This is a genomic window from Streptomyces sp. NPDC004065 (genome assembly GCF_044903565.1).
In the GTDB taxonomy this organism is placed as follows: domain Bacteria; phylum Actinomycetota; class Actinomycetes; order Streptomycetales; family Streptomycetaceae; genus Streptomyces.
Window position 1 is genome coordinate 116,134 of sequence record NZ_JBJDQT010000018.1, and the last position, 18,742, is coordinate 134,875.

The window sequence follows — 18,742 nt, forward strand, 5'->3', positions numbered from 1 at the left end:
CCTCAGCGCTCCTTCTTCCAGTCGGCGCCCCACGGCCGGACGGGTGCCTGCCCCGGCCGTGCGGGCCCGGGGCCGGCGGGTCCGGTGCGCCCGGGACCGGTGGGCGCGGGGCCGGCGTCCGCGGGACCGGTGGGCAAGGAACCGGGATCCGCGGTTCCGGCCTGCGGGGTATCGGCCGGCGGACCGGCCTGCGGGAAATCGCCCGGCGGACCGGCGTGCGCCGGGTCGGCGTGGGCGTGGTACTCCACCGACTCCGCCGTCAGCCGCATGAACGCCTCCTCCAGCGACGACTGCCGGGTGCTCAGTTCGTGCAGCACCACCCCGTGCTGCGCGGCCAGCTCCCCGATGCGCTCGGCCTTCCCGCCGTCCACCTCCAGCAGCCCGCCGCCGCGCTCGACGGCCGTGATCCCGGCCCGGTGCAGCGCGTCCAGCAGCCGCTCCCGGTCGGGGGTGCGGATACGGACCCAGGAGCGGGAGTTGCGCTCGATGAAGTCGCTCATGGACGTGTCGGCCAGCAGCCGGCCCTGGCCGATGACGACGAGGTGCTCGGCGGTCAGGGCCATCTCGCTCATCAGATGGGAGGAGACGAAGACCGTACGGCCCTCGGCGGCCAGCGAGCGCATCAGGCCGCGGATCCAGTGGATGCCCTCGGGGTCCAGGCCGTTGACCGGCTCGTCGAACATCAGGATCCGCGGGTCGCCCAGCAGCGCGCCGGCGATGCCGAGCCGCTGGCTCATACCGAGCGAGAAGCCCTTGGCCTTCTTGCGTGCCACCGCGGTCAGACCCACGATGTCCAGCACCTCGTCCACCCGCGCGGCCGGGATGCCGTTGCTGTGCGCCAGGCACAGCAGATGGTTGCGGGCGCTGCGCCCGCCGTGCACGGCCCCCGCGTCCAGCAGGGCGCCGATGTACGTCAGCGGGTCCTTCAGCTCGTGGTAGTGCCGGCCGTCGATCAGCACATCGCCCGCGGTCGGGTGATCGAGACCGAGGATCATCCGCATGGTGGTCGACTTCCCGGCGCCGTTGGGTCCGAGGAAGCCCGTGACGGTGCCCGGTCCGACGGTGAGGGTGAGGTCGTCCACCGCCAGTTTCCCGCCGTACCGCTTGGTCAGCCCCGCGAGCTCGATCATGCGGCCACGCTAGGACGGCACAGGGCCCCCCGCCACTTCAGTGGCGGGGGGCCCTGTGCGACGCTCAGCCGCGCACGGTCCCGCGGCAGGCGATCACCGGGTCCGGGTCACCGGGTCTGCTGGGCGGGGACCCCGCGGGAGATCGGCTCGTCCTCGGTGGCGGGCGCGCCGGTGGCGGCCACCGCGGCACCCGTGAGGGTCGCCAGCATCTCGCGCACGTTCGTCAGCTGGGCGTTGATCGAGTCGCGGCGGTTGGTCAGGGCCGCCAGCTCGCGCTCGGACTCCGAACGGATGCGGTCCGCCTTGGCGTTGGCGTCGGCCACGATGTCCTCGGCCTGGCGCTGGGCCGTCTCCACCGTCTGGCGGGCGCGGCGCTCGGCGTCGGTGCGCAGCTTCTCGGCCTCCAGGCGCAGCTGCTCGGCGCGGTGCTCGATCTCGGCGAGCCGCTTCTCGGCCTTGGCCTGACGCGAGGCCAGGTCGCGCTCGGACTGCTCGCGGCGCTTGGCGAGGTTCGTCTCGAAGTCGGCGGCGGCCTGGGCGGCCTTGGCGCGCGTCTCCTCGAAGAGGGCGTCCGCCTCCTCGCGCTTGGACTGCGCGTCCTTCTGCGCCTCGGCGCGCAGCTGCGAGGCGTCGCTCTTGGCCTTCTCGACGATCCGGATGCCCTCGTCCTCGGCCTTGGCCTTGCGCTCCGCGGCGAACGACTCCGCGTCGTTGCGGACCTGCTGGGCCGCCGACTCGGCGAGCTCGCGGTGCTGTTCGGCCGCGCGCCGGGCCTCCTCCCGCAGATCCTTGGCCTCTTCCTCGGCGAGGCGCAGGATCTTCTCGACGCGCGCGCCGAGACCCGCGTACGACGGCTCCGCGTCGTTCACCTGGGCCTGGGCGTTCTGCGTCTCGAGGTGGAGTTCCTCGATGCGCTTCTCCAGAGCGGTGATGCGGGCGAGAGCGCTGTCACGGTCGGAGACGAGCTTGGAGATCCGTTCGTCCACCTGAGCGCGGTCGTACCCACGCCGCACAAGCTCGAAGCCGTAGGGGGAAGTGTCGCTCATGGGGTTCCTGTCGAATGAGACCGGTGAGGTGATAGGTGGAATCCTAGGGGCCGAAGCGGTGTGTCATCGAGCGGATACGTGTTTGATCTGGAGAATGACACCTCTTTTGAGTGGCTGACCGCCGGAGAGCTTGCCAAGGACTGGGGCAAAGCCCCCACAAGACCCGGTAACGCCCCCTCACGCTACCCCTCCGACGCCTTTCCACCCGACCGGGGCGCCCCCACCGTCGCGCCGGCCTTGACGCCGCCGTCCTTCGCGGACGACGGGGCCTCGAAGGATTCCAACGCCTCGAGGACGTCCTGGACACGGGAGATCTCGGCATTGATGTCCTCGCGCCGGCGCACCAGGATCTCCAGCTCCCGCTTGCCCTCCTCGACCGTGGCCCGGGCCTCGCGCACCGCCTCGGCCCTGAGCTCCTCGGCCTCCTTCACCAGGGCGGCCTTCTTCTGCTCGGCCTCCTTCAGCAGCCCCTCGGCCTTCTTCACCGCGGCGATGCGCACCTTGCCCGCCTCGGAGTTGGCCTCGGAGACGATCTCCTTCGCCTTGGCCTGGGCCTTGGCCAGCTGCTCCTCGGCCGCCTTGATCAGCGCGTCGCAGCGGTCGCCCGTCGACTTCATGGTCTCGGCTGCCTCGCGGCGGGCCCGCTCGTGCAGCTCCTCGATCTCGGCCGTCAGCCGGTCGCGCAGCTCCTCGGCGCGCTCCCGGATCCGGGTGGCGTCCAGCCGGGCGCCCACCAGCAGCTCGTCGGCGTCCGTACGGGCCTTCTCCACCGCGGAGTTGCCCTCGACCCTGGCCTCGGACAGGATCCGGTCGGCCTCCTTGCGGGCCGCGCCGACCATGGTGTCGGCCTGCGACTCGGCGTCCGCCTTGGTCTTGACGGCGGTCTCCTGCGCCTCGGTGAGCAGCTTGTCGGCCTCCGCCGTGGTCTCGGTGATGAGCTTGTCGACCTGCTCGGCCGCCTCCGAGCGCCGCTTGTTGGCGTCCCGGCGGGCCTCGTCCAGCGTCCGCTCCGCCTCCTCGCGGGCGGCGGCCAGGGTGCGCTCGGCCTCGGCCTGCGCGTCCGCCCTGAGCCGCTCGGACTCGGCACGGACGCGCTCGGCGTGCTGCCGCGCGGAGCCGACCGCCTCGGCGGCCTCGGCGCGCAGCCGCTCCGCGTCGCCGGTGGCGTCGGAGATGAGCCTCTCCGCGGTGGCGACGGACTCGGCGCGCAGCCGGTCGGCCTCGTCGACGGTCTCCGTCTGCAGCCGCTCGGCCTCGGAGCGCGCCTCGCTGATGAGGGCGTCCGCCTGGGCCGCCGCGTCCGACCGGATCCGGTTGGCGTCCTCGCGGGCCTCCGCCCGGGTGCGGGCGGCGTCCTGGTCGGCCTGCGCGATCGTGTCGGAGGCCTCCGTGCGCACCCGCTGGGCGTGCTCGGCGGCGTCCGCGCGGACCCGCTCGGCCTCGCCGATCGCCTCGGAGACCGTGCGCTCGGCGAGCACCTTGGCCGCCTCGGCCTCGTCCTGGGCCTCGCGCCGCAGCCGGGAGGCGTCCTCGCTGGCCCGCTCCCGCTCGGCGTAGGCGTCGGCGCGGACCCGGTCCGCCTCCTCCTCGGCCTCCCGGCGGGTACGGTCCGCCGCGTGCTCGGCGGCCGAGCGCAGCCCGGTGATCTCCTCCTGGGCCTGCTCGTGCAGCCCGGCGACGGAGTCGCGCACCTGCTGGGCGTGCTGCTCGGCGGCGGACACCATCTCGGTGGCGCGCCGGTCGGCCTCCTCCACCAGCCGGGTGGCCTCGGCCTGCGCCTCCTCCACCCGGTTGCGCGCCGAGGCCAGCAGCTCCTCGCTCTGCTCGCGGGCCCGCTCGCGCTCCTGGTCGGCCTCGGTGCGCGCGGCGCCGAGGAGCTCCTCGGCCTCGCGGCGGCGCCGGGCGGCCTCCTCCTGGGCGGCGGCCAGCGTCTCGGTCGCCTCGGCGCCCAGCCGCTCGGCGGCGGCCTGCGCCTCCGCGCGGACCCGGTCGGCGGTGTCCTGCGCCTCCGCCTTCAGCCGCTCGGCCTCGGCGGCGGCCTCCGACCGCAGCCGTACGGCGACGGCCTCGCCCTCGGCCCGGGAGGCGGACGCGTCGGCGGCGGCCTCGTCGCGCAGCCGCTCCGCCTCGGCCTCCGCCTGCTGCTGGAGCGTGCGGATGCGCTCGGCGGCCTCGGCGCGCAGCCGCTCGGTCTCCTCGGCGGCCTCGCGGCGGATCCGCGCGGCCTCCTCGCGGGCGTCGGCCAGCGCCTGCTCGGCGGCGGCGAGCCGCTGCTCGGCCTCGGTGTGCAGCCGGGTGAGCTCCTCGGCGGCCTCGGCATGCCGGGCCTCGACGGCCCGCTCGGTCTCCTCGCGCAGCTCGCGCGCGGCCCGCTCGGCGTCCGCCCGGACCGACTCGGCCTGCTCCTCGGCCTCCGCGCGGTGCCGCTCGGCCTCCTTGCGGGTGCGCTCCAGGGTCTCCTCGGCCTGCCGGCGCAGGGTGGTGGCCCGCTCGATGGCCTCGGTGCGGACCTTCTCGCTGTCGGTCTGCGCGGTGGAGCGCAGCTCGTCGGCGTCGGCCTTGGCCTTGGACAGCAGCTCCTCGGCGGTCCTGGCCGCCTCCTCGATCTGCTGCACGGCCTCGCGCCGGGCCTCGGCGCGGATCTTCTCGCCCTCGGCGACCGCGTCGGCGCGCAGCTGCTCGGCCTCGCCGCGCAGCCGGCGGGCCTCCTCCTGCAGCTCGACGGTCTTGGCGCGGTACTCCTTGGTGTCGTCCTTCGCCGCGCCCTTGAGCTGGGCGGCGATGTCGTGCGCCTCGGCGCGCAGCCGGTCCGCCTCGGCCTCGGCCTCGCGGCGGATGCGCTCGGCCTCCTCGGCCGCGGCCTTGGTGGTGTTCCTGGCGTCCTCGGCCGCCTTGTTCAGCACGTCCTCGGCGGTCTTGGCCGCCTTGGAGAGCTGGGTCGCGCTCTCCTCGGCGGTGATCGTACGGGCCTTCTCGGCGGCCTCCGCGACGATCTTCTCCGCCTCGGCGCGGGCGTCCGCGACCAGCTGCTCGGCCTCGGACTTGGTGGTCTCGGCCTCCTTGGTGGCCTCCTCGACCAGCCGGGCGACCTGCTCCTTGGCCGTACGGGTGCGCTGCTCGTTGGCCGACTCCGCGCTCGCCAGCGCCTTGGCCGCGGCCTCCTTGGCCTCGGCGACCACCTTCTCGGCCTCGGACTGGGCCTTGCGCAGCGCCTCCTCGGCCTCGGCCATGCGCTGCTCGGCGGCGCGGCTCAGCTCGGCGGCCTGCCGGCGGGCGGCGTCCGACTCGGTGACGGTGGAGGTGCGCAGCTGCTCGGCGTGGTCGGTGGCCTCCTGCGCCTGGGTGGAGGCGGCGTTCAGCAGCCGTTCGGCGTCGGTGCGGGCGCGGCGCAGGATCTGCTCGGCCTCCGCGCGGGCGGACTCGGCCTCGCTCTGCAGCCGCTGCCGGGCCTCGGCGGTCAGCCGCTCGGCCTCGGCGCGGGCGGCGGCCATGGCCTGCTCGGCCTCGGCCCTGGACTCGTCGAGCAGCCGCCGGGCCTGCTGCTCGGTGCGGGCGCGCAGCTGCTCGGCCCACGCCACGTTCTCGTTGACGTGCGACTCGACGGTCTGCCGGCGCTCGGCGAGCTCCTGGTCGAGCTGCTGGCGGCGGGTGACCGCCTCCTGGTGCAGCTCGGCCTGGAGCCGCGCGGCCTGCTCGGCGTGCTCCTGGAGGATCCGCTGGGTCTGCGCCCGGGCCTGGCTCAGCTCGCGCTCGGCGTCGGCGCGGATCTGGTCGGCCTGCATCTGCGCGTTGCGCAGCAGCTGCTCGGCCTGGTAGCCGATGTCGGCGCTGTCGTAGGCGGGCCGGGACATGATGGTGCGCCGCGCCTCGTGCAGCTTGGCGCGCAGCACCTCGACCTGGTAGCCGAGGTCCTCGGCGTGCTGGATCGCCTTTTCCCGCTCGGTCTTCAGCCGATCCATCTCGGCCTCGAACCGAGAGAGGTGGTCGACGTCAGCCGCCGGCTCTCGCTCCTGGCGTTCGTAGCCCCGCACTGCGCGGTCCCATCCGTCCCCTGGTCGCAAGCCTGTCCAAACGAGCTCCGTCCATCCGCCGAACGGGGCCCCCGGGGAATGGTGTCAGATCAACGGCGGAGCATGGGCTGCTGCCCCGGCGCTCGTCCCCCGAAACCCGGACCCCGGACGGGTCCGGCCGAAGGACGGCAGGACCCGGCCGCCCCCGCTTCGGGGACGACCGCCCCCAACCCTACCGGCCCATATGTACGTGGGTCAGTGCTCGGACGACTCAACGGGCGCCGATGTGACCAGTTCTGTCAGGACGCCGTGACAATCCTTGGGGTGCAGGAAGGTGATCCGTGACCCCATGGAGCCGCGTCGCGGCTCCTCGTACAGAACGCGTACGCCCTTGCCGCGGATGTCCGCGGCGTCGGCGTCGACGTCCGCCGTACCGAAGGCGATGTGGTGGACGCCCTCGCCGTTCTTGGCGAGCCACTTGGCGACGGTGGAGTCCTCCCGGGTGGGCTCCAGAAGCTGCAGGTAGGAGGCGCCTCCGTCGGACGTCTCGTTGATCTTGAGCATGGCCTCGCGCACGCCCTGCTCCTCGTTGACCTCGGTGTGGAACACCTCGAAGCCGTAGGTGGCCCGGTAGAACTCGACGGTCGCGTCGAGGTCGTGGCAGGCGATCCCGATGTGGTCGATTCGCGTCAGCATGGATTCAGTGCAGCGCTACCTGAGTGGTTACGCAACGTGCGCGCGATCACACCGACGGCCCGATGACGGGGTGGTCCGCCCCTCAGTACATTCGAAGTAAACCCTCGTTCACTCCTCGGCCCGTGCAGGCCGGTAAGGGGATCGCAGCTGATGTCTTCGTCAACGAACAGCTCGGTGATCGTCGCGGGCGCCCGTACGCCCATGGGACGGCTGCTGGGCTCGCTGAAGTCCTTCTCCGGAGCCGACCTCGGCGGTTTCGCGATCAAGGCCGCCCTCGACCGTGCGGGGATCGGCGGCGACCAGGTGCAGTACGTGATCATGGGCCAGGTGCTGCAGGCCGGGGCGGGGCAGATCCCGGCGCGCCAGGCCGCGGTCAAGGCCGGTATCCCGATGAGCGTCCCGGCGCTCACGATCAACAAGGTGTGCCTGTCGGGCCTCGACGCGATCGCGCTGGCCGACCAGCTGATCCGCGCGGGTGAGTTCGACGTGGTCGTCGCGGGCGGCCAGGAGTCCATGACCAACGCCCCCCACCTGCTGCCCAAGTCCCGCGAGGGCTTCAAGTACGGCGCGGTGCAGATGCTCGACGCGATGGCCCACGACGGCCTGACCGACTCCTTCGAGAACATCGCCATGGGCGAGTCCACCGAGAAGCACAACACCCGCCTGGGCATCGGCCGCGCCGAGCAGGACGAGATCGCCGCCCTGTCCCACCAGCGGGCCGCCGCCGCGCAGAAGAACGGCGTCTTCGAGGCGGAGATCACCCCGGTGGAGATCCCGCAGCGCAAGGGCGACCCGGTCCTGTTCAGCAAGGACGAGGGCATCCGCGGGGACACCACGGCCGAGTCGCTGGGCAAGCTCCGGCCGGCCTTCGCCAAGGACGGCACCATCACCGCCGGCACCTCCTCGCAGATCTCCGACGGCGCCGCGGCCGTGGTCGTGATGAGCAAGGCCAAGGCCCAGGAGCTGGGCCTGGACTGGATCGCCGAGATCGGCGCCCACGGCAACGTGGCCGGGCCGGACAACTCGCTGCAGTCCCAGCCGTCCAACGCGATCCTGCACGCCCTGAAGAAGGAGGGCCTGGAGGTCTCCGACCTCGACCTCATCGAGATCAACGAGGCCTTCGCCGCGGTCGCCGTGCAGTCAATGAAGGACCTCGGGGTGTCCACGGAAAAGGTGAACGTGAACGGCGGCGCCATCGCCCTGGGTCACCCGATCGGGATGTCCGGCGCCCGTCTGGTGCTCCACCTGGCCCTGGAGCTCAAGCGCCGCGGCGGCGGCGTGGGCGCGGCGGCGCTGTGCGGTGGCGGCGGCCAGGGTGACGCCCTGATCGTCCGGGTACCGAAGGCGTAACCGGCCTCGCCGGCCCGGCTGTCCCAACGGCCCATCTGTCCCTACGACCCACCGCGCGGCGCGACCCGCCGGCGCGGACCTTGTGAACGGAGCTGTGATGCAGGACGTCTCCTCTCTGGTGGCCCAGGCCAGGGAAGGCCGGCCGCGGGCCGTGGCCCGGCTGATCTCCCTGGTGGAGGGGGCGTCCCCGCAGTTGCGGGAGGTCATGGAGGCGCTGGCCCCGCTGACGGGCAACGCGTACGTCGTCGGGCTGACCGGGTCCCCGGGCGTGGGCAAGTCGACGTCCACGTCGGCGCTGGTGACGGCGTACCGCAAGCAGGGCAGGCGGGTCGGTGTGCTGGCCGTGGACCCGTCCTCGCCGTTCTCCGGCGGGGCCCTGCTCGGCGACCGTGTCCGGATGTCGGAGCACGCCTCCGACCCGGGCGTCTACATCCGCTCCATGGCCACCCGCGGCCACCTCGGCGGGCTGGCCTGGGCCGCGCCGCAGGCGATCCGGGTGCTGGACGCGGCCGGCTGCGACGTGATCCTGGTGGAGACCGTCGGCGTGGGCCAGTCGGAGGTGGAGATCGCCTCCCAGGCGGACACCTCGGTCGTCCTGCTGGCCCCCGGCATGGGCGACGGCATCCAGGCGGCCAAGGCGGGCATCCTGGAGATCGGCGACGTCTACGTGGTCAACAAGGCCGACCGCGACGGCGCGGACGCCACCGCCCGGGAGCTGAACCACATGCTGGGCCTGGGCGAGTCCCGCGCCCCCGGCGACTGGCGCCCGCCCATCGTCAAGACGGTGGCGGCCCGGGCGGAGGGCGTGGACGAGGTCGTCGAGGCCCTGGAGAAGCACCGGGCCTGGATGGAGGAGCGGGGCGTGCTCGCCGAGCGCCGGCTGGCCCGGGCCTCGCGCGAGGTGGAGACGATCGCCGTCACGGCCCTGCGCGAGCGCATCGGCGACCTGCACGGCGACCGGCGCCTGAGCGCCCTCGCCGAGCGCATCGTGGCGGGTGAACTGGACCCCTACCGCGCGGCCGACGAACTGGTGGCGGGCCTCACCCAGTCCTGACCTGGGCCTGACCCGGACCCGACCTGGCCTGTCCCGGGCGGGACCTGGGCCTCACCCAAGCCTGAGCTGGGCCTGTCCCGGGCGGGACCTGGGCCCGACCCAAGCCTGAGCTGAACCCGTCCCGGGCCCGACCCGGGTCATGGCGACGGGCGGGGACCTCTCACGCGAGAGGTCCCCGCCCGTCGCCGTGCGTGCCGGTGTCAGCGCCCGGGAGCGGGCCCGGGCGGGCGGCGCCTCAGGGCCGGCCCCGCTGCCCCCGCAGATGCTCGGCGATCGGCTTCAGCGCCTTGTCCAGCTCGGCCAGGGCCTCGGGGTCCAGCAGGTCGATGAAGTGCCTGCGCACGGACGCCACGTGGTGCGGCGCCACCTTCTGCATGGTCTCCATGCCGTGCTCGGTGAGGACGGCGTACAGCCCTCTGCGGTCGGACTCGCAGTTCTCGCGGCGGACCAGGTTCGCGTTCTCCATCCTGGTGATCTGGTGCGAGAGGCGGCTCTTGGACTGGAGGGTGGCGGCCGCGAGGTCGCTCATCCGCATCCGCACGTCCTCCGACTCGGAGAGGTTCACCAGGATCTCGTAGTCGTTCATTGTCAGGCCGAACGGCTGCAGGTCCTTCTCGAGCTGGTACGTCAACAGCCTGTTGACCTCCAGGTGGGTGCGCCAGGCGCACTGCTCCGCATCGGTCAGCCAGCGCGTGGCCGTCTCGGTCTCCATGAATGAAGTCTACCTAAAATGTTGAAAGGCGAACTACTAACGGTGGTGTGACTGTGCGCACGCGTTCGATGTCACACTCCGCAGACTACCGCTCACAGCCCGAAGCGACGCTGGAGGTCCCCCAGCTGTCCGGGAAGGCGCGGTGCGCCGGCTTGCCCTCCGTGGCTTCCGGCCACCCCGCCGCCGCCCGGCACTCCGGGCTCGTGCGGCACCGCCCCCGTGGCCTGCTCCGCCATCAGTGTCTCGCTCGACTGGAGCAGGACGGTACCCGCCCCCACGAACTCGAACTGGTGCTCCTCGCCGGAGGCCCCGCCCAGCCCCGTCATCGCACGTAGACCGCCCATTACCCCGGTCATGTACCCGTGGTCGTAGTGGTGGCACGGGGAGGGGCAGTCGGCCCACCCCACGAGCGCCTGCGGGTCCACCCGGATCGGGGGTTCCATGAACACCACCGGTCCGTTGGACGCGGCCACGAACTTGCCGGTTCCGATCAGGGTCAGAAAGCCCGGCACGATCGACTGTTTGAGTGCCAGACTTGGCTGAAAAGCGAGCAGGTTGCCCGAGCGAATGGTCAGATTGCCGTCGTCCAGGTCATAGGAATTGACATCGAAGGCCCGGTCGGCGAGCAGCATCTTGCCCGAGCCCTCCGCCACGACCCAGTCGCTCGCGTGCAGAGGCGAATGGAACGAGGTGCGCACCAGCCGGTCCAGCCGGCCGTGCCCGACACCGTTGAACTCGATCGCCCCGTAGTAGGCGATCATCTTCCCCTTCTGCAGGAACCACTGGCTCCCCTTGAGCTCCACGCAGAAGGTGTAGCTGTTGACGTTGTCGTCGGCCGGCAGGGTCATCGGGTCGTGCACCACGGGCCCGGCACCGGGCGCTCCGTACGCGTTCACAGCTTCTCCTCCGAGGCCTGGACGTAGACCGCGCCGCTGCCGCTCAGCTCCAGCTGGAAGGCCTCACCGGAGCCGCGCCCCACCATGTCGCGCCAGCCCAGGGCGGCGGACAGCTTGTTGCGGACGTCGCCGTGGTGGGCGACGTAGGCCTGCGGGTCGACGTGGACGGGCCGCTGCGGGGTGATCGGGACCTCGAAGACACCGCCGTGCGCCATCACGGCCACGGATCCGTGGCCCTTGAGGGTGGTCGTGAACAGTCCCTGCCCGGTGACCTGCCCGCGCACCATGCCCATGACCCCGCCCTGCGAGCCCATGAACATCGTGCCCTGCTGGAGGGTGCCCTCGAAGGCCAGCAGCCGGTCGGCCTCGACGTAGAGGGTGTCGCCCGTCAGGTTGATCACCTGCACATGGTGGCCGCCGTGCCCGAAGAACACGGTGCCGCTGCCCTCCACCGACATCAGGGGCGTCGCCTCCCCGGCGACCCGCCGCCCGATCATGGACATCAGCCCGCCCTGGCCGCCCTGCGTGCTGGGGGTGAAGGAGACCTCGCCCTTGTAGGCGAGCATGGCGCCGCGCTGGCTGAACAGCCGCTGCCCCGGCACCACCGTCGCCTCGATCATCTTCGAGTTGATCTCACGAAACGCCATGTCACACATCCCCCGCGATGGTGTTCCGCTCGCTCGGCTGCACGTACACCAGCCCGTCCCCCTCGAACCGGATCTGGAAGGCCTCCCCGCCGCCCTCCCCGAGGAACGTGCGGAAGGTCACCCCGGACTGGAAGGACTGCCGCACATTGCCCTGGTGGGCGATGTACGCCCCCGGGTCGACGATCAGCGGGTACTGCGGGCTGACCCTGAGCACCACGGCCGGCCCGTCCGAGAGGAGGGCCGCCTGCCCGTGCCCCTCGACGGTGGTGGTGAACAGCCCGTTGCCCTGCGAGGCGCCGCGCAGCCCGGTGAACGTCGTCCCCGTCCGCAGCCCGGCGTCCGCCGCCAGCAGATTGCTCGACTCCACGAAGAGCTTCTCGCCCTGGAGCCGTACCAGGTTGATCTCACTGGCGCGGTCGGCGAACCAGCAGGTCCCCTGCCCGCGCACCTCCATCACGGTCATCTGCTCACCGGTGAGCCGCCGGGTCACCATCCCCCGGAGACCCTCACCGCCACCGGTCAGCTTCTTGAAGGCCATCTGCCCGTCGTACGCGACCATCGAGCCGTTCTTCGCCTTGACGGCGTCCCCGGTCATGTCGACGGCGAGCACCTTGCTTCCCTGAAGTCGGAACATCGCCACGCAGCGAAAGGTAGCGGGGTGGAGGCGGCGCCGACAGGTCCCACGGGTGGAGAAACACCCCGACCGCACCCCGAGAAGGGCGACCCGCGGTCCACCCCCCACCGGGTCACGGCCGCGGGTTTGCCACAATGGAGCCGACGTTTGTGCCCGCATTCACAAGCAGCCGGCGCCCGCCGGAACCTCCCCGACCCGAAGGTGACCCGTGGACATCAAGACCGCCACCGCACTCCGCCGCCTCCGCCTGGTCTCCGCCCCCGAGGCGGTGTCCTTCATCCTCCTGCTGGTCTGCTCGGTCCTGAAGCGGACCACGGACTTCAACGCGGTGCCGGTGATGGGCTCGATCCACGGCCTCCTGTTCGTCCTGTACGTCCTCTTCTGGGCCGACGCCTGGAACCGCACGAAGTGGCCGCTGAAGACCGCCGCGCTGTACTTCGTCCTCTCGGTCCTGCCCACCGGCGGCTTCTTCGCCGAGCGCAGGCTCAAGCGGGAGGCCGAGGACGCGGTGATCGCCTCCCGCGCCCGCCGCGAGGGGGTCGTGAACGCATGATCGTCGCCTTCTCCGTGACGCCGCTCGGCGTCGGCGAGGACGTGGGGGAGTACGTCGCCGACGCGGTCCGTGTCGTACGGGACTCCGGCCTGCCCCACCGCACCGACGCGATGTTCACCTCCGTCGAGGGGGAGTGGGACGAGGTCATGGACGTGGTCAGGCGCGCCGTGGCCGCGGTGGAGGCCCGTGCGCCGCGCGTCTCCCTGGTCCTCAAGGCGGACATCCGCCCCGGCGTGACGGACGGTCTCACCTCCAAGGTGGAGACGGTCGAGAGGTACCTGGCCCAGCGGGGGGAGTAGGCATGCGGGGGCGCCTCGCGCCCGCCCCCGCACCCGCCCTCGCGTCCACCCTCCGGACCGAAGGGCGAGACGGGGCTGACCACGATATGACCGACCGGTAGGGTCTGGTGCCGTGCCGAAGCCCCTCAGTCTCCCCTTCGACCCCATCGCCCGTGCCGACGAGCTCTGGAAGCAGCGCTGGGGCAGCGTGCCGTCCATGGCGGCCATCACCTCGATCATGCGCGCCCACCAGATCCTCCTGGCCGAGGTGGACGCGGTGGTCAAGCCGTACGGACTGACGTTCGCGCGCTACGAGGCGCTGGTGCTGCTGACCTTCTCCAAGGCCGGCGAGCTGCCGATGTCCAAGATCGGCGAGCGGCTGATGGTGCACCCCACCTCCGTGACCAACACGGTGGACCGCCTGGTCAAATCGGGCCTGGTGGCCAAGCGGCCCAACCCCAACGACGGGCGCGGAACACTCGCCGTCATCACCGACAAGGGCCGCGAGGTCGTCGACGCGGCCACCCGCGACCTGATGGCCATGGACTTCGGCCTGAGCGCCTACGACGCCGAGGAGTGCGGGGAGATCTTCGCCATGCTCCGCCCGCTGCGCATCGCCGCCCACGACTTCGAAGAGGACTGAGGACCCGCGGGCGACCCGGGACAAGATCTCCCGGAACGGGCGGTTACGCTCGACGGCATGAAGAAGAGCGTGCTGACCCGCTACCGCGTCATGGCCTACGTCACCGGTGTGCTGCTGGTCCTGCTGACCCTCGGCGTGATCGCCAAGTACGTGCTCGACATCGACGGCGCGGCGGACTTCACGCGCGTCGTGGGCATCGCGCACGGCTGGCTCTACGTGATCTACCTGGTCTTCGCCTTCGACCTGGGCTCCAAGGCCAAGTGGCCGGTCGGCAAGCAGCTGTGGGTGCTGCTGGCGGGAACCATTCCGACCGCCGCCTTCTTCGTGGAGCGCAAGGTCTCGCACGAGCTCGGGGCCAGGGTCCAGGACGCCTCGCCCGCGGTCGCCGAGGCCTGACGGCCGCGCGGCGGCCCCGCGCGGCGGCCCCGCGCGGCGGCCCCGCGCGGCGGCCCCGCGCGGCGGCCCCGCGCGGCGCGCGCGAGGGCTTGTGACCTTCACCGCCGCGGGAGGGCCCGCGGCGGTCAGCCGTCGACAATTACTTGGACGTCCTAGTAAATTCGAAGCATGGACGCTGACGCCATCGAGGAGGGCCGCCGTCGCTGGCAGGCCCGGTACGACGCCGCGCGCAAGCGCGACGCAGACTTCACCACGCTCTCCGGCGACCCCGTGGAGCCGGTGTACGGCCCCCGGCCGGGCGACGCCTACGAGGGGTTCGAACGGATCGGCTGGCCGGGGGAGTACCCCTTCACCCGCGGCCTGTACCCGACCGGCTACCGAGGGCGCACCTGGACCATCCGGCAGTTCGCCGGGTTCGGCAACGCCGAGCAGACCAACGAGCGCTACAAGATGATCCTCCGCAACGGCGGAGGCGGGCTCTCGGTCGCCTTCGACATGCCCACACTGATGGGCCGGGACTCCGACGACCCGCGGTCGCTGGGCGAGGTCGGGCACTGCGGGGTGGCGATCGACTCGGCGGCGGACATGGAGGTCCTGTTCAAGGACATCCCGCTCGGTGACGTCACCACGTCCATGACCATCAGCGGGCCGGCCGTCCCGGCGTTCTGCATGTACCTGGTGGCCGCGGAGCGGCAGGGCGTGGACCCCGCCGTGCTGAACGGCACGCTCCAGACGGACATCTTCAAGGAGTACATCGCCCAGAAGGAGTGGCTCTTCCAGCCCGAGCCGCACCTGCGCCTGATCGGCGACCTGATGGAGCACTGCGCGGCGCGCATCCCCGCGTACAAGCCGCTGTCGGTGTCCGGCTACCACATCCGCGAGGCCGGGGCCACGGCCGCGCAGGAGCTGGCGTACACGCTCGCCGACGGCTTCGGCTACGTGGAGCTCGGGCTCAGCCGCGGACTGGACGTGGACGTGTTCGCGCCCGGCCTGTCCTTCTTCTTCGACGCGCACGTCGACTTCTTCGAGGAGATCGCCAAGTTCCGCGCGGCACGCCGGATCTGGGCCCGCTGGATGCGCGACGTCTACGGCGCGACGTCGGACAAGGCGCAGTGGCTGCGCTTCCACACCCAGACGGCCGGCGTCTCGCTCACCGCGCAGCAGCCGTACAACAACGTCGTGCGCACGGCCGTCGAGGCGCTCGCGGCGGTGCTCGGCGGCACCAACTCGCTGCACACCAACGCCCTCGACGAGACCCTGGCGCTCCCCAGCGAGCAGGCCGCGGAGATCGCGCTGCGCACGCAGCAGGTGCTGATGGAGGAGACCGGGGTCGCCAACGTCGCCGACCCGCTGGGCGGTTCGTGGTACGTCGAGCAGCTGACGGACCGGATCGAGGCGGACGCGGAGAAGATCTTCGAGCAGATCAAGGAGCGGGGGCTGCGGGCCCACCCGGACGGACGTCACCCGATCGGGCCGATCACCTCCGGGATCCTGCGCGGGATCGAGGACGGCTGGTTCACCGGCGAGATCGCGGAGTCGGCGTTCCGCTACCAGCAGGCGCTGGAGAAGGGCGACAAGAAGGTCGTCGGCGTCAACGTCCACACCGGGTCGGTGACCGGCGACCTGGAGATCCTGCGGGTCAGCCACGAGGTGGAGCGGGAGCAGGTGCGGGAGCTCTCCCGGCGCCGGGCCGGACGCGACGAGCGCCTGGTACGGACCGCCCTGGACGCCATGCTGGCGGCCGCGCGGGACGGCTCCAACATGATCGAGCCGATGCTCGATGCCGTCCGGGCGGAAGCCACGCTGGGCGAGATCTGCGGGGCGCTGCGGGACGAGTGGGGTGTGTACACCGAACCCGCGGGATTCTGAACCCCGAAAGCGGGCCCCGGCCCGATCGGCCCCGGCCCGCCCCACCCACAGACTGCCGCCGTCCGCCGTCCGCCGTCCGCCGTCCGGCTGCCGCCACCGGCCGTCGCCGGTGGCTTCCCGGCCGTCCGCCGGTAGCGGGTCGCTGTCTGGCTGTTGCCGTCCGCCGGCGGCTGTCGGCTGTTGCCGGTGGCTTCCCGGCCGTCCGGCTGTCGCCTCGCGGCTCTCGCCCGGGCCGGCCCTCCGCCGGTTGCCTGCGGCTGTTCGCCGGTGGCCCCGGCCGCCCCGGGCCGCTGGCCGCGCTCCTGCCGCCCCCGGGCCGGGCGTCCCTCCCGGCGGATGTCCTCCCGTGCGGCCGACCTGCCCGGCCAGACGGCCCTCCCGGCCAGACGGCCTTCCTGTGCGGCCGACCTCCCGGGCCGGGCGGCCCTCCCGGGCGGATGTCCTCCTGTCGGGGTCCCGTCCGGGGCTGGGTGGGCCGGGTCTCAGGGGTTGGCCGAGTCGCTCGCGGACAGGCCGTTCAGCAGGACGCGGGTGAAGGCGCGTACCCAGTCCTCGTCCGCCGGTTCCGCGCTGACCAGCGTGCGGTGCACCACCGCGCCCGCCACCACGTCGAAGATCAGGTCGACCGTGCGGGCGGCCTCCCCGGGGTCCGGCAGCGGGGGGAGCTCGCCGCGGGCCTCGGCGCGGGCGCGGCCCTGGAGGACCAGCCGCTTCTGGCGGTCCACGATCGAGGTGCGGATACGTTCCCGCAGCGCCTCGTCGCGGGTCGACTCCGCGACCACCGCCATCAGCCCGCTCCTGGCCTCGGGGCGGGCGAGGATCGCCGCGAACTGCAGCACCACGCCCTCGATGTCCGCGGCCAGGCTGCCGCGGTCGGGAAGCGTGAGCTCGTCGAAGAGCTCGGCCACCGCGTCCACCACCAGCTCGTTCTTGCCCGCCCAGCGGCGGTACAGCGTGGTCTTCGCGACCCCGGCCCGGGTGGCCACGTCCCCGAGGGTGAGCTTGGACCAGCCCAGCTCCACCAGCGCCGCCCGGGTGGCGGCCAGGATCGCCGCGTCCGCGGCGGCGCTGCGCGGCCGGCCGGCGCGCGCGGGTGCGGTGCGGCTCTGCATTCCCCGACCATAACCGGCCGTTCTGTGAAGTCGTGAGGGAGATCACCGGGTTGTGGTTTCGCCGGGGCACCCGGTGCCATTACGCTACGGGTCGTAGCGAAAGCGCGGGCGATCCGGCCCGCGCCCGAGCGATGACCACACAGCAACACGCGAACGGCATGACGGGGCGCCCGGTGGGGACCCGGCGCCCACTGCCGGCGGCCCGGCCCACGACACGGCCCGGACGTCCGGCTTTCAAGCGGTTTTCACATGCGCGCGCAGAACGGGGGAGGATAGACGCATGCAGCCACGGAACATGTCCATGAGCGGTGTCGTCGACCTCGCCGCGGTGAAGGCGGCCCAGGAGGCCAAGGCCAAGGCGGAACAGGCGCGCGCCCAAGCGGCCCGGGAGGGCGGAGCGGGGGCGATCTCCCCGGCGGATCTCGTCATCGACGTCGACGAGGCCGGATTCGAGCGGGACGTCCTGCAGCGGTCCGCCGAAGTCCCCGTCGTCATCGACTTCTGGGCCGAGTGGTGTCAGCCCTGCAAACAGCTGAGCCCGGTCCTGGAGCGGCTGGCCGTCGAGTACAACGGGCGCTTCCTCCTCGCCAAGATCGACGTGGACGCCAACCAGCTGCTGATGCAGCAGTTCGGGATCCAGGGGATCCCGGCCGTCTTCGCGGTCGTCGCGGGCCAGGCGCTGCCCCTGTTCCAGGGCGCGGCCGGCGAGACGCAGATCCGCCAGACGCTGGATCAGCTCGTGCAGGTGGCCGAGCAGCGCTTCGGCCTGACCGGTCTGACCGTCGACCCGGAGGCGGAGCCGGGCGGCCGCCCGGCCGCCGGCCCGCAGGCCCCCGAGGGCCCCTACGACGCGCTGCTGAACGCCGCCGCGCAGGCGCTGGACGCCGGCGACCTGCCCGGCGCGGTCCAGGCGTACAAGAACGTCCTCGCCGAGGACCCGGCCCACCCCGAGGCCAAGCTGGGCCTCGCCCAGGCCGAACTGCTCCAGCGGGTACGGGAGATGGACCCCCAGCAGGTGCGCGAGCGGGCGGCCGCGGACCCGGCCGACGTGACGGCGCAGATCGCGGCCGCCGACCTGGACCTGGTGGGCGGGCACGTGGAGGACGCCTTCGGCCGGCTGATCGACACGGTGCGGCGCACCGCCGGCGACGACCGCGAGGCGGCGCGCCTGCGGCTGCTGGAGCTGTTCGAGGTCGTCGGGGCGGAGGACCCCAGGGTGGCCACGGCGCGCAGAGCGCTGGCGCGCGCGCTGTTCTGAGCCGGGCGCGAGCCCGTCTGCTGACCAGTCGCTAAACGTCGGGCGGTGTGATGCCCGAGTGAAACATTGGCCGACGAGACGTCGAGGCGGCCGCGCTTTGCCAAATCTTGGTAATCGCGGCCGCTGTTACTGGGAGTAAGTCGGGGCCCTTCTTCTGCCCGTTTCCGTCCAAGGATCAACGGGTTTGTCCTCCCCCCGGCTGCCACCGAGCGTCGCCGTTCGAGACCGGCGAGTCGTATCACGGTTATCCGGCCGTTACTAGCGAGTAACGAACCCCCTTGTGCGGGCGGCGAGAATGCACCACGATCGGCCACGCTCGGTCCATTCCCGTAGCTCGACAGCCGGTTGGGCCGCGGGGTGTCTGGGTCCCCACCGAGCAGGGCCGGCGGCAGTGGCGCCGGCTCTTGGGCAGGGGGGTCTTCGCCGCACGGCGAAGCCTGTCCAGCAGGGTTGTGCGT

General features: G+C 72.4%; 17 protein-coding genes. 8 read left to right on the forward strand and 9 right to left on the reverse strand.

Going from position 1 to position 18,742, the window contains the following annotated elements:
• Positions 1-2: 2 nt before the first annotated feature.
• The 4 genes from ACI2LW_RS20120 to mce all read right to left on the reverse strand — a co-directional run bounded on the left by ACI2LW_RS20120 (position 3) and on the right by mce (position 6,882).
• A complete protein-coding gene (locus tag ACI2LW_RS20120) occupies positions 3-1,130 on the reverse strand; it encodes an ATP-binding cassette domain-containing protein (protein ID WP_404732555.1) in 1,128 nt (375 codons plus the stop codon).
• 107 nt (positions 1,131-1,237) lie between these two features.
• Complete coding sequence (locus ACI2LW_RS20125; protein WP_404732556.1) at positions 1,238-2,176, reverse strand: cellulose-binding protein; 939 nt, start codon at positions 2,174-2,176, stop codon at positions 1,238-1,240.
• Positions 2,177-2,358: 182 nt separating this feature from the next.
• Positions 2,359-6,207 (reverse strand): polarized growth protein Scy, encoded by a 3,849-nt coding sequence (gene scy / locus ACI2LW_RS20130; protein WP_404732557.1) that lies wholly within the window; start codon positions 6,205-6,207, stop codon positions 2,359-2,361.
• 234 nt (positions 6,208-6,441) lie between these two features.
• A complete protein-coding gene (gene mce / locus ACI2LW_RS20135) occupies positions 6,442-6,882 on the reverse strand; it encodes a methylmalonyl-CoA epimerase (protein ID WP_404732558.1) in 441 nt (146 codons plus the stop codon).
• 150 nt (positions 6,883-7,032) lie between these two features.
• Between mce and ACI2LW_RS20140 the strand changes: the two genes are divergently transcribed.
• Positions 7,033-8,232, forward strand: coding sequence for an acetyl-CoA C-acetyltransferase (locus tag ACI2LW_RS20140; protein ID WP_404732559.1), 1,200 nt, complete (start codon positions 7,033-7,035; stop codon positions 8,230-8,232).
• A gap of 97 nt (positions 8,233-8,329) precedes the next feature.
• On the forward strand, positions 8,330-9,286 hold the full coding sequence (gene meaB, locus ACI2LW_RS20145) for a methylmalonyl Co-A mutase-associated GTPase MeaB (protein ID WP_404732560.1): 957 nt from the start codon (positions 8,330-8,332) through the stop codon (positions 9,284-9,286).
• A gap of 235 nt (positions 9,287-9,521) precedes the next feature.
• Here meaB and ACI2LW_RS20150 read toward each other — a convergent pair whose 3' ends face one another.
• The 4 genes from ACI2LW_RS20150 to ACI2LW_RS20165 form a co-directional block, all read right to left on the reverse strand.
• Positions 9,522-9,998, reverse strand: coding sequence for a MarR family winged helix-turn-helix transcriptional regulator (locus tag ACI2LW_RS20150; protein ID WP_404732561.1), 477 nt, complete (start codon positions 9,996-9,998; stop codon positions 9,522-9,524).
• 92 nt (positions 9,999-10,090) lie between these two features.
• On the reverse strand, positions 10,091-10,894 hold the full coding sequence (locus tag ACI2LW_RS20155; protein WP_404732562.1) for an AIM24 family protein: 804 nt from the start codon (positions 10,892-10,894) through the stop codon (positions 10,091-10,093).
• Positions 10,891-11,541, reverse strand: coding sequence for an AIM24 family protein (locus ACI2LW_RS20160; protein ID WP_404732563.1), 651 nt, complete (start codon positions 11,539-11,541; stop codon positions 10,891-10,893). Before ACI2LW_RS20160 ends, ACI2LW_RS20155 begins: the two co-directional genes overlap by 4 nt.
• Before the next feature lies 1 nt (position 11,542).
• Positions 11,543-12,175, reverse strand: a complete 633-nt coding sequence (locus ACI2LW_RS20165) for an AIM24 family protein (protein ID WP_404732592.1) — start codon at positions 12,173-12,175, stop codon at positions 11,543-11,545.
• A 208-nt stretch (positions 12,176-12,383) separates the two neighbouring features.
• Between ACI2LW_RS20165 and ACI2LW_RS20170 the strand changes: the two genes are divergently transcribed.
• The 5 genes from ACI2LW_RS20170 to ACI2LW_RS20190 all read left to right on the forward strand — a co-directional run bounded on the left by ACI2LW_RS20170 (position 12,384) and on the right by ACI2LW_RS20190 (position 15,914).
• Positions 12,384-12,728 carry a DUF3817 domain-containing protein gene (locus ACI2LW_RS20170; protein WP_404732564.1) on the forward strand — a complete coding sequence of 115 codons (345 nt, stop codon included), beginning with the start codon at positions 12,384-12,386 and terminating at the stop codon, positions 12,726-12,728.
• On the forward strand, positions 12,725-13,027 hold the full coding sequence (locus ACI2LW_RS20175) for an MTH1187 family thiamine-binding protein (protein ID WP_404732565.1): 303 nt from the start codon (positions 12,725-12,727) through the stop codon (positions 13,025-13,027). Before ACI2LW_RS20170 ends, ACI2LW_RS20175 begins: the two co-directional genes overlap by 4 nt.
• A gap of 112 nt (positions 13,028-13,139) precedes the next feature.
• Positions 13,140-13,649 (forward strand): MarR family winged helix-turn-helix transcriptional regulator, encoded by a 510-nt coding sequence (locus ACI2LW_RS20180; RefSeq protein WP_404732566.1) that lies wholly within the window; start codon positions 13,140-13,142, stop codon positions 13,647-13,649.
• 57 nt (positions 13,650-13,706) lie between these two features.
• On the forward strand, positions 13,707-14,045 hold the full coding sequence (locus ACI2LW_RS20185) for a DUF3817 domain-containing protein (protein ID WP_404732567.1): 339 nt from the start codon (positions 13,707-13,709) through the stop codon (positions 14,043-14,045).
• 168 nt (positions 14,046-14,213) lie between these two features.
• The gene (locus tag ACI2LW_RS20190; protein WP_404732568.1) at positions 14,214-15,914 is read left to right on the forward strand and encodes a methylmalonyl-CoA mutase; all 1,701 of its coding nucleotides are present in this window, start codon (positions 14,214-14,216) and stop codon (positions 15,912-15,914) included.
• Positions 15,915-16,396: 482 nt separating this feature from the next.
• Here the strand turns inward: ACI2LW_RS20190 and ACI2LW_RS20195 are convergent, their stop codons facing one another.
• The gene (locus ACI2LW_RS20195) at positions 16,397-17,026 is read right to left on the reverse strand and encodes a TetR/AcrR family transcriptional regulator (protein ID WP_404732569.1); all 630 of its coding nucleotides are present in this window, start codon (positions 17,024-17,026) and stop codon (positions 16,397-16,399) included.
• A 280-nt stretch (positions 17,027-17,306) separates the two neighbouring features.
• Between ACI2LW_RS20195 and ACI2LW_RS20200 the strand changes: the two genes are divergently transcribed.
• Positions 17,307-18,284: a tetratricopeptide repeat protein gene (locus tag ACI2LW_RS20200; RefSeq protein WP_404732570.1), complete on the forward strand. Its 978-nt coding sequence runs from the start codon at positions 17,307-17,309 to the stop codon at positions 18,282-18,284.
• Positions 18,285-18,742: the final 458 nt, after the last annotated feature.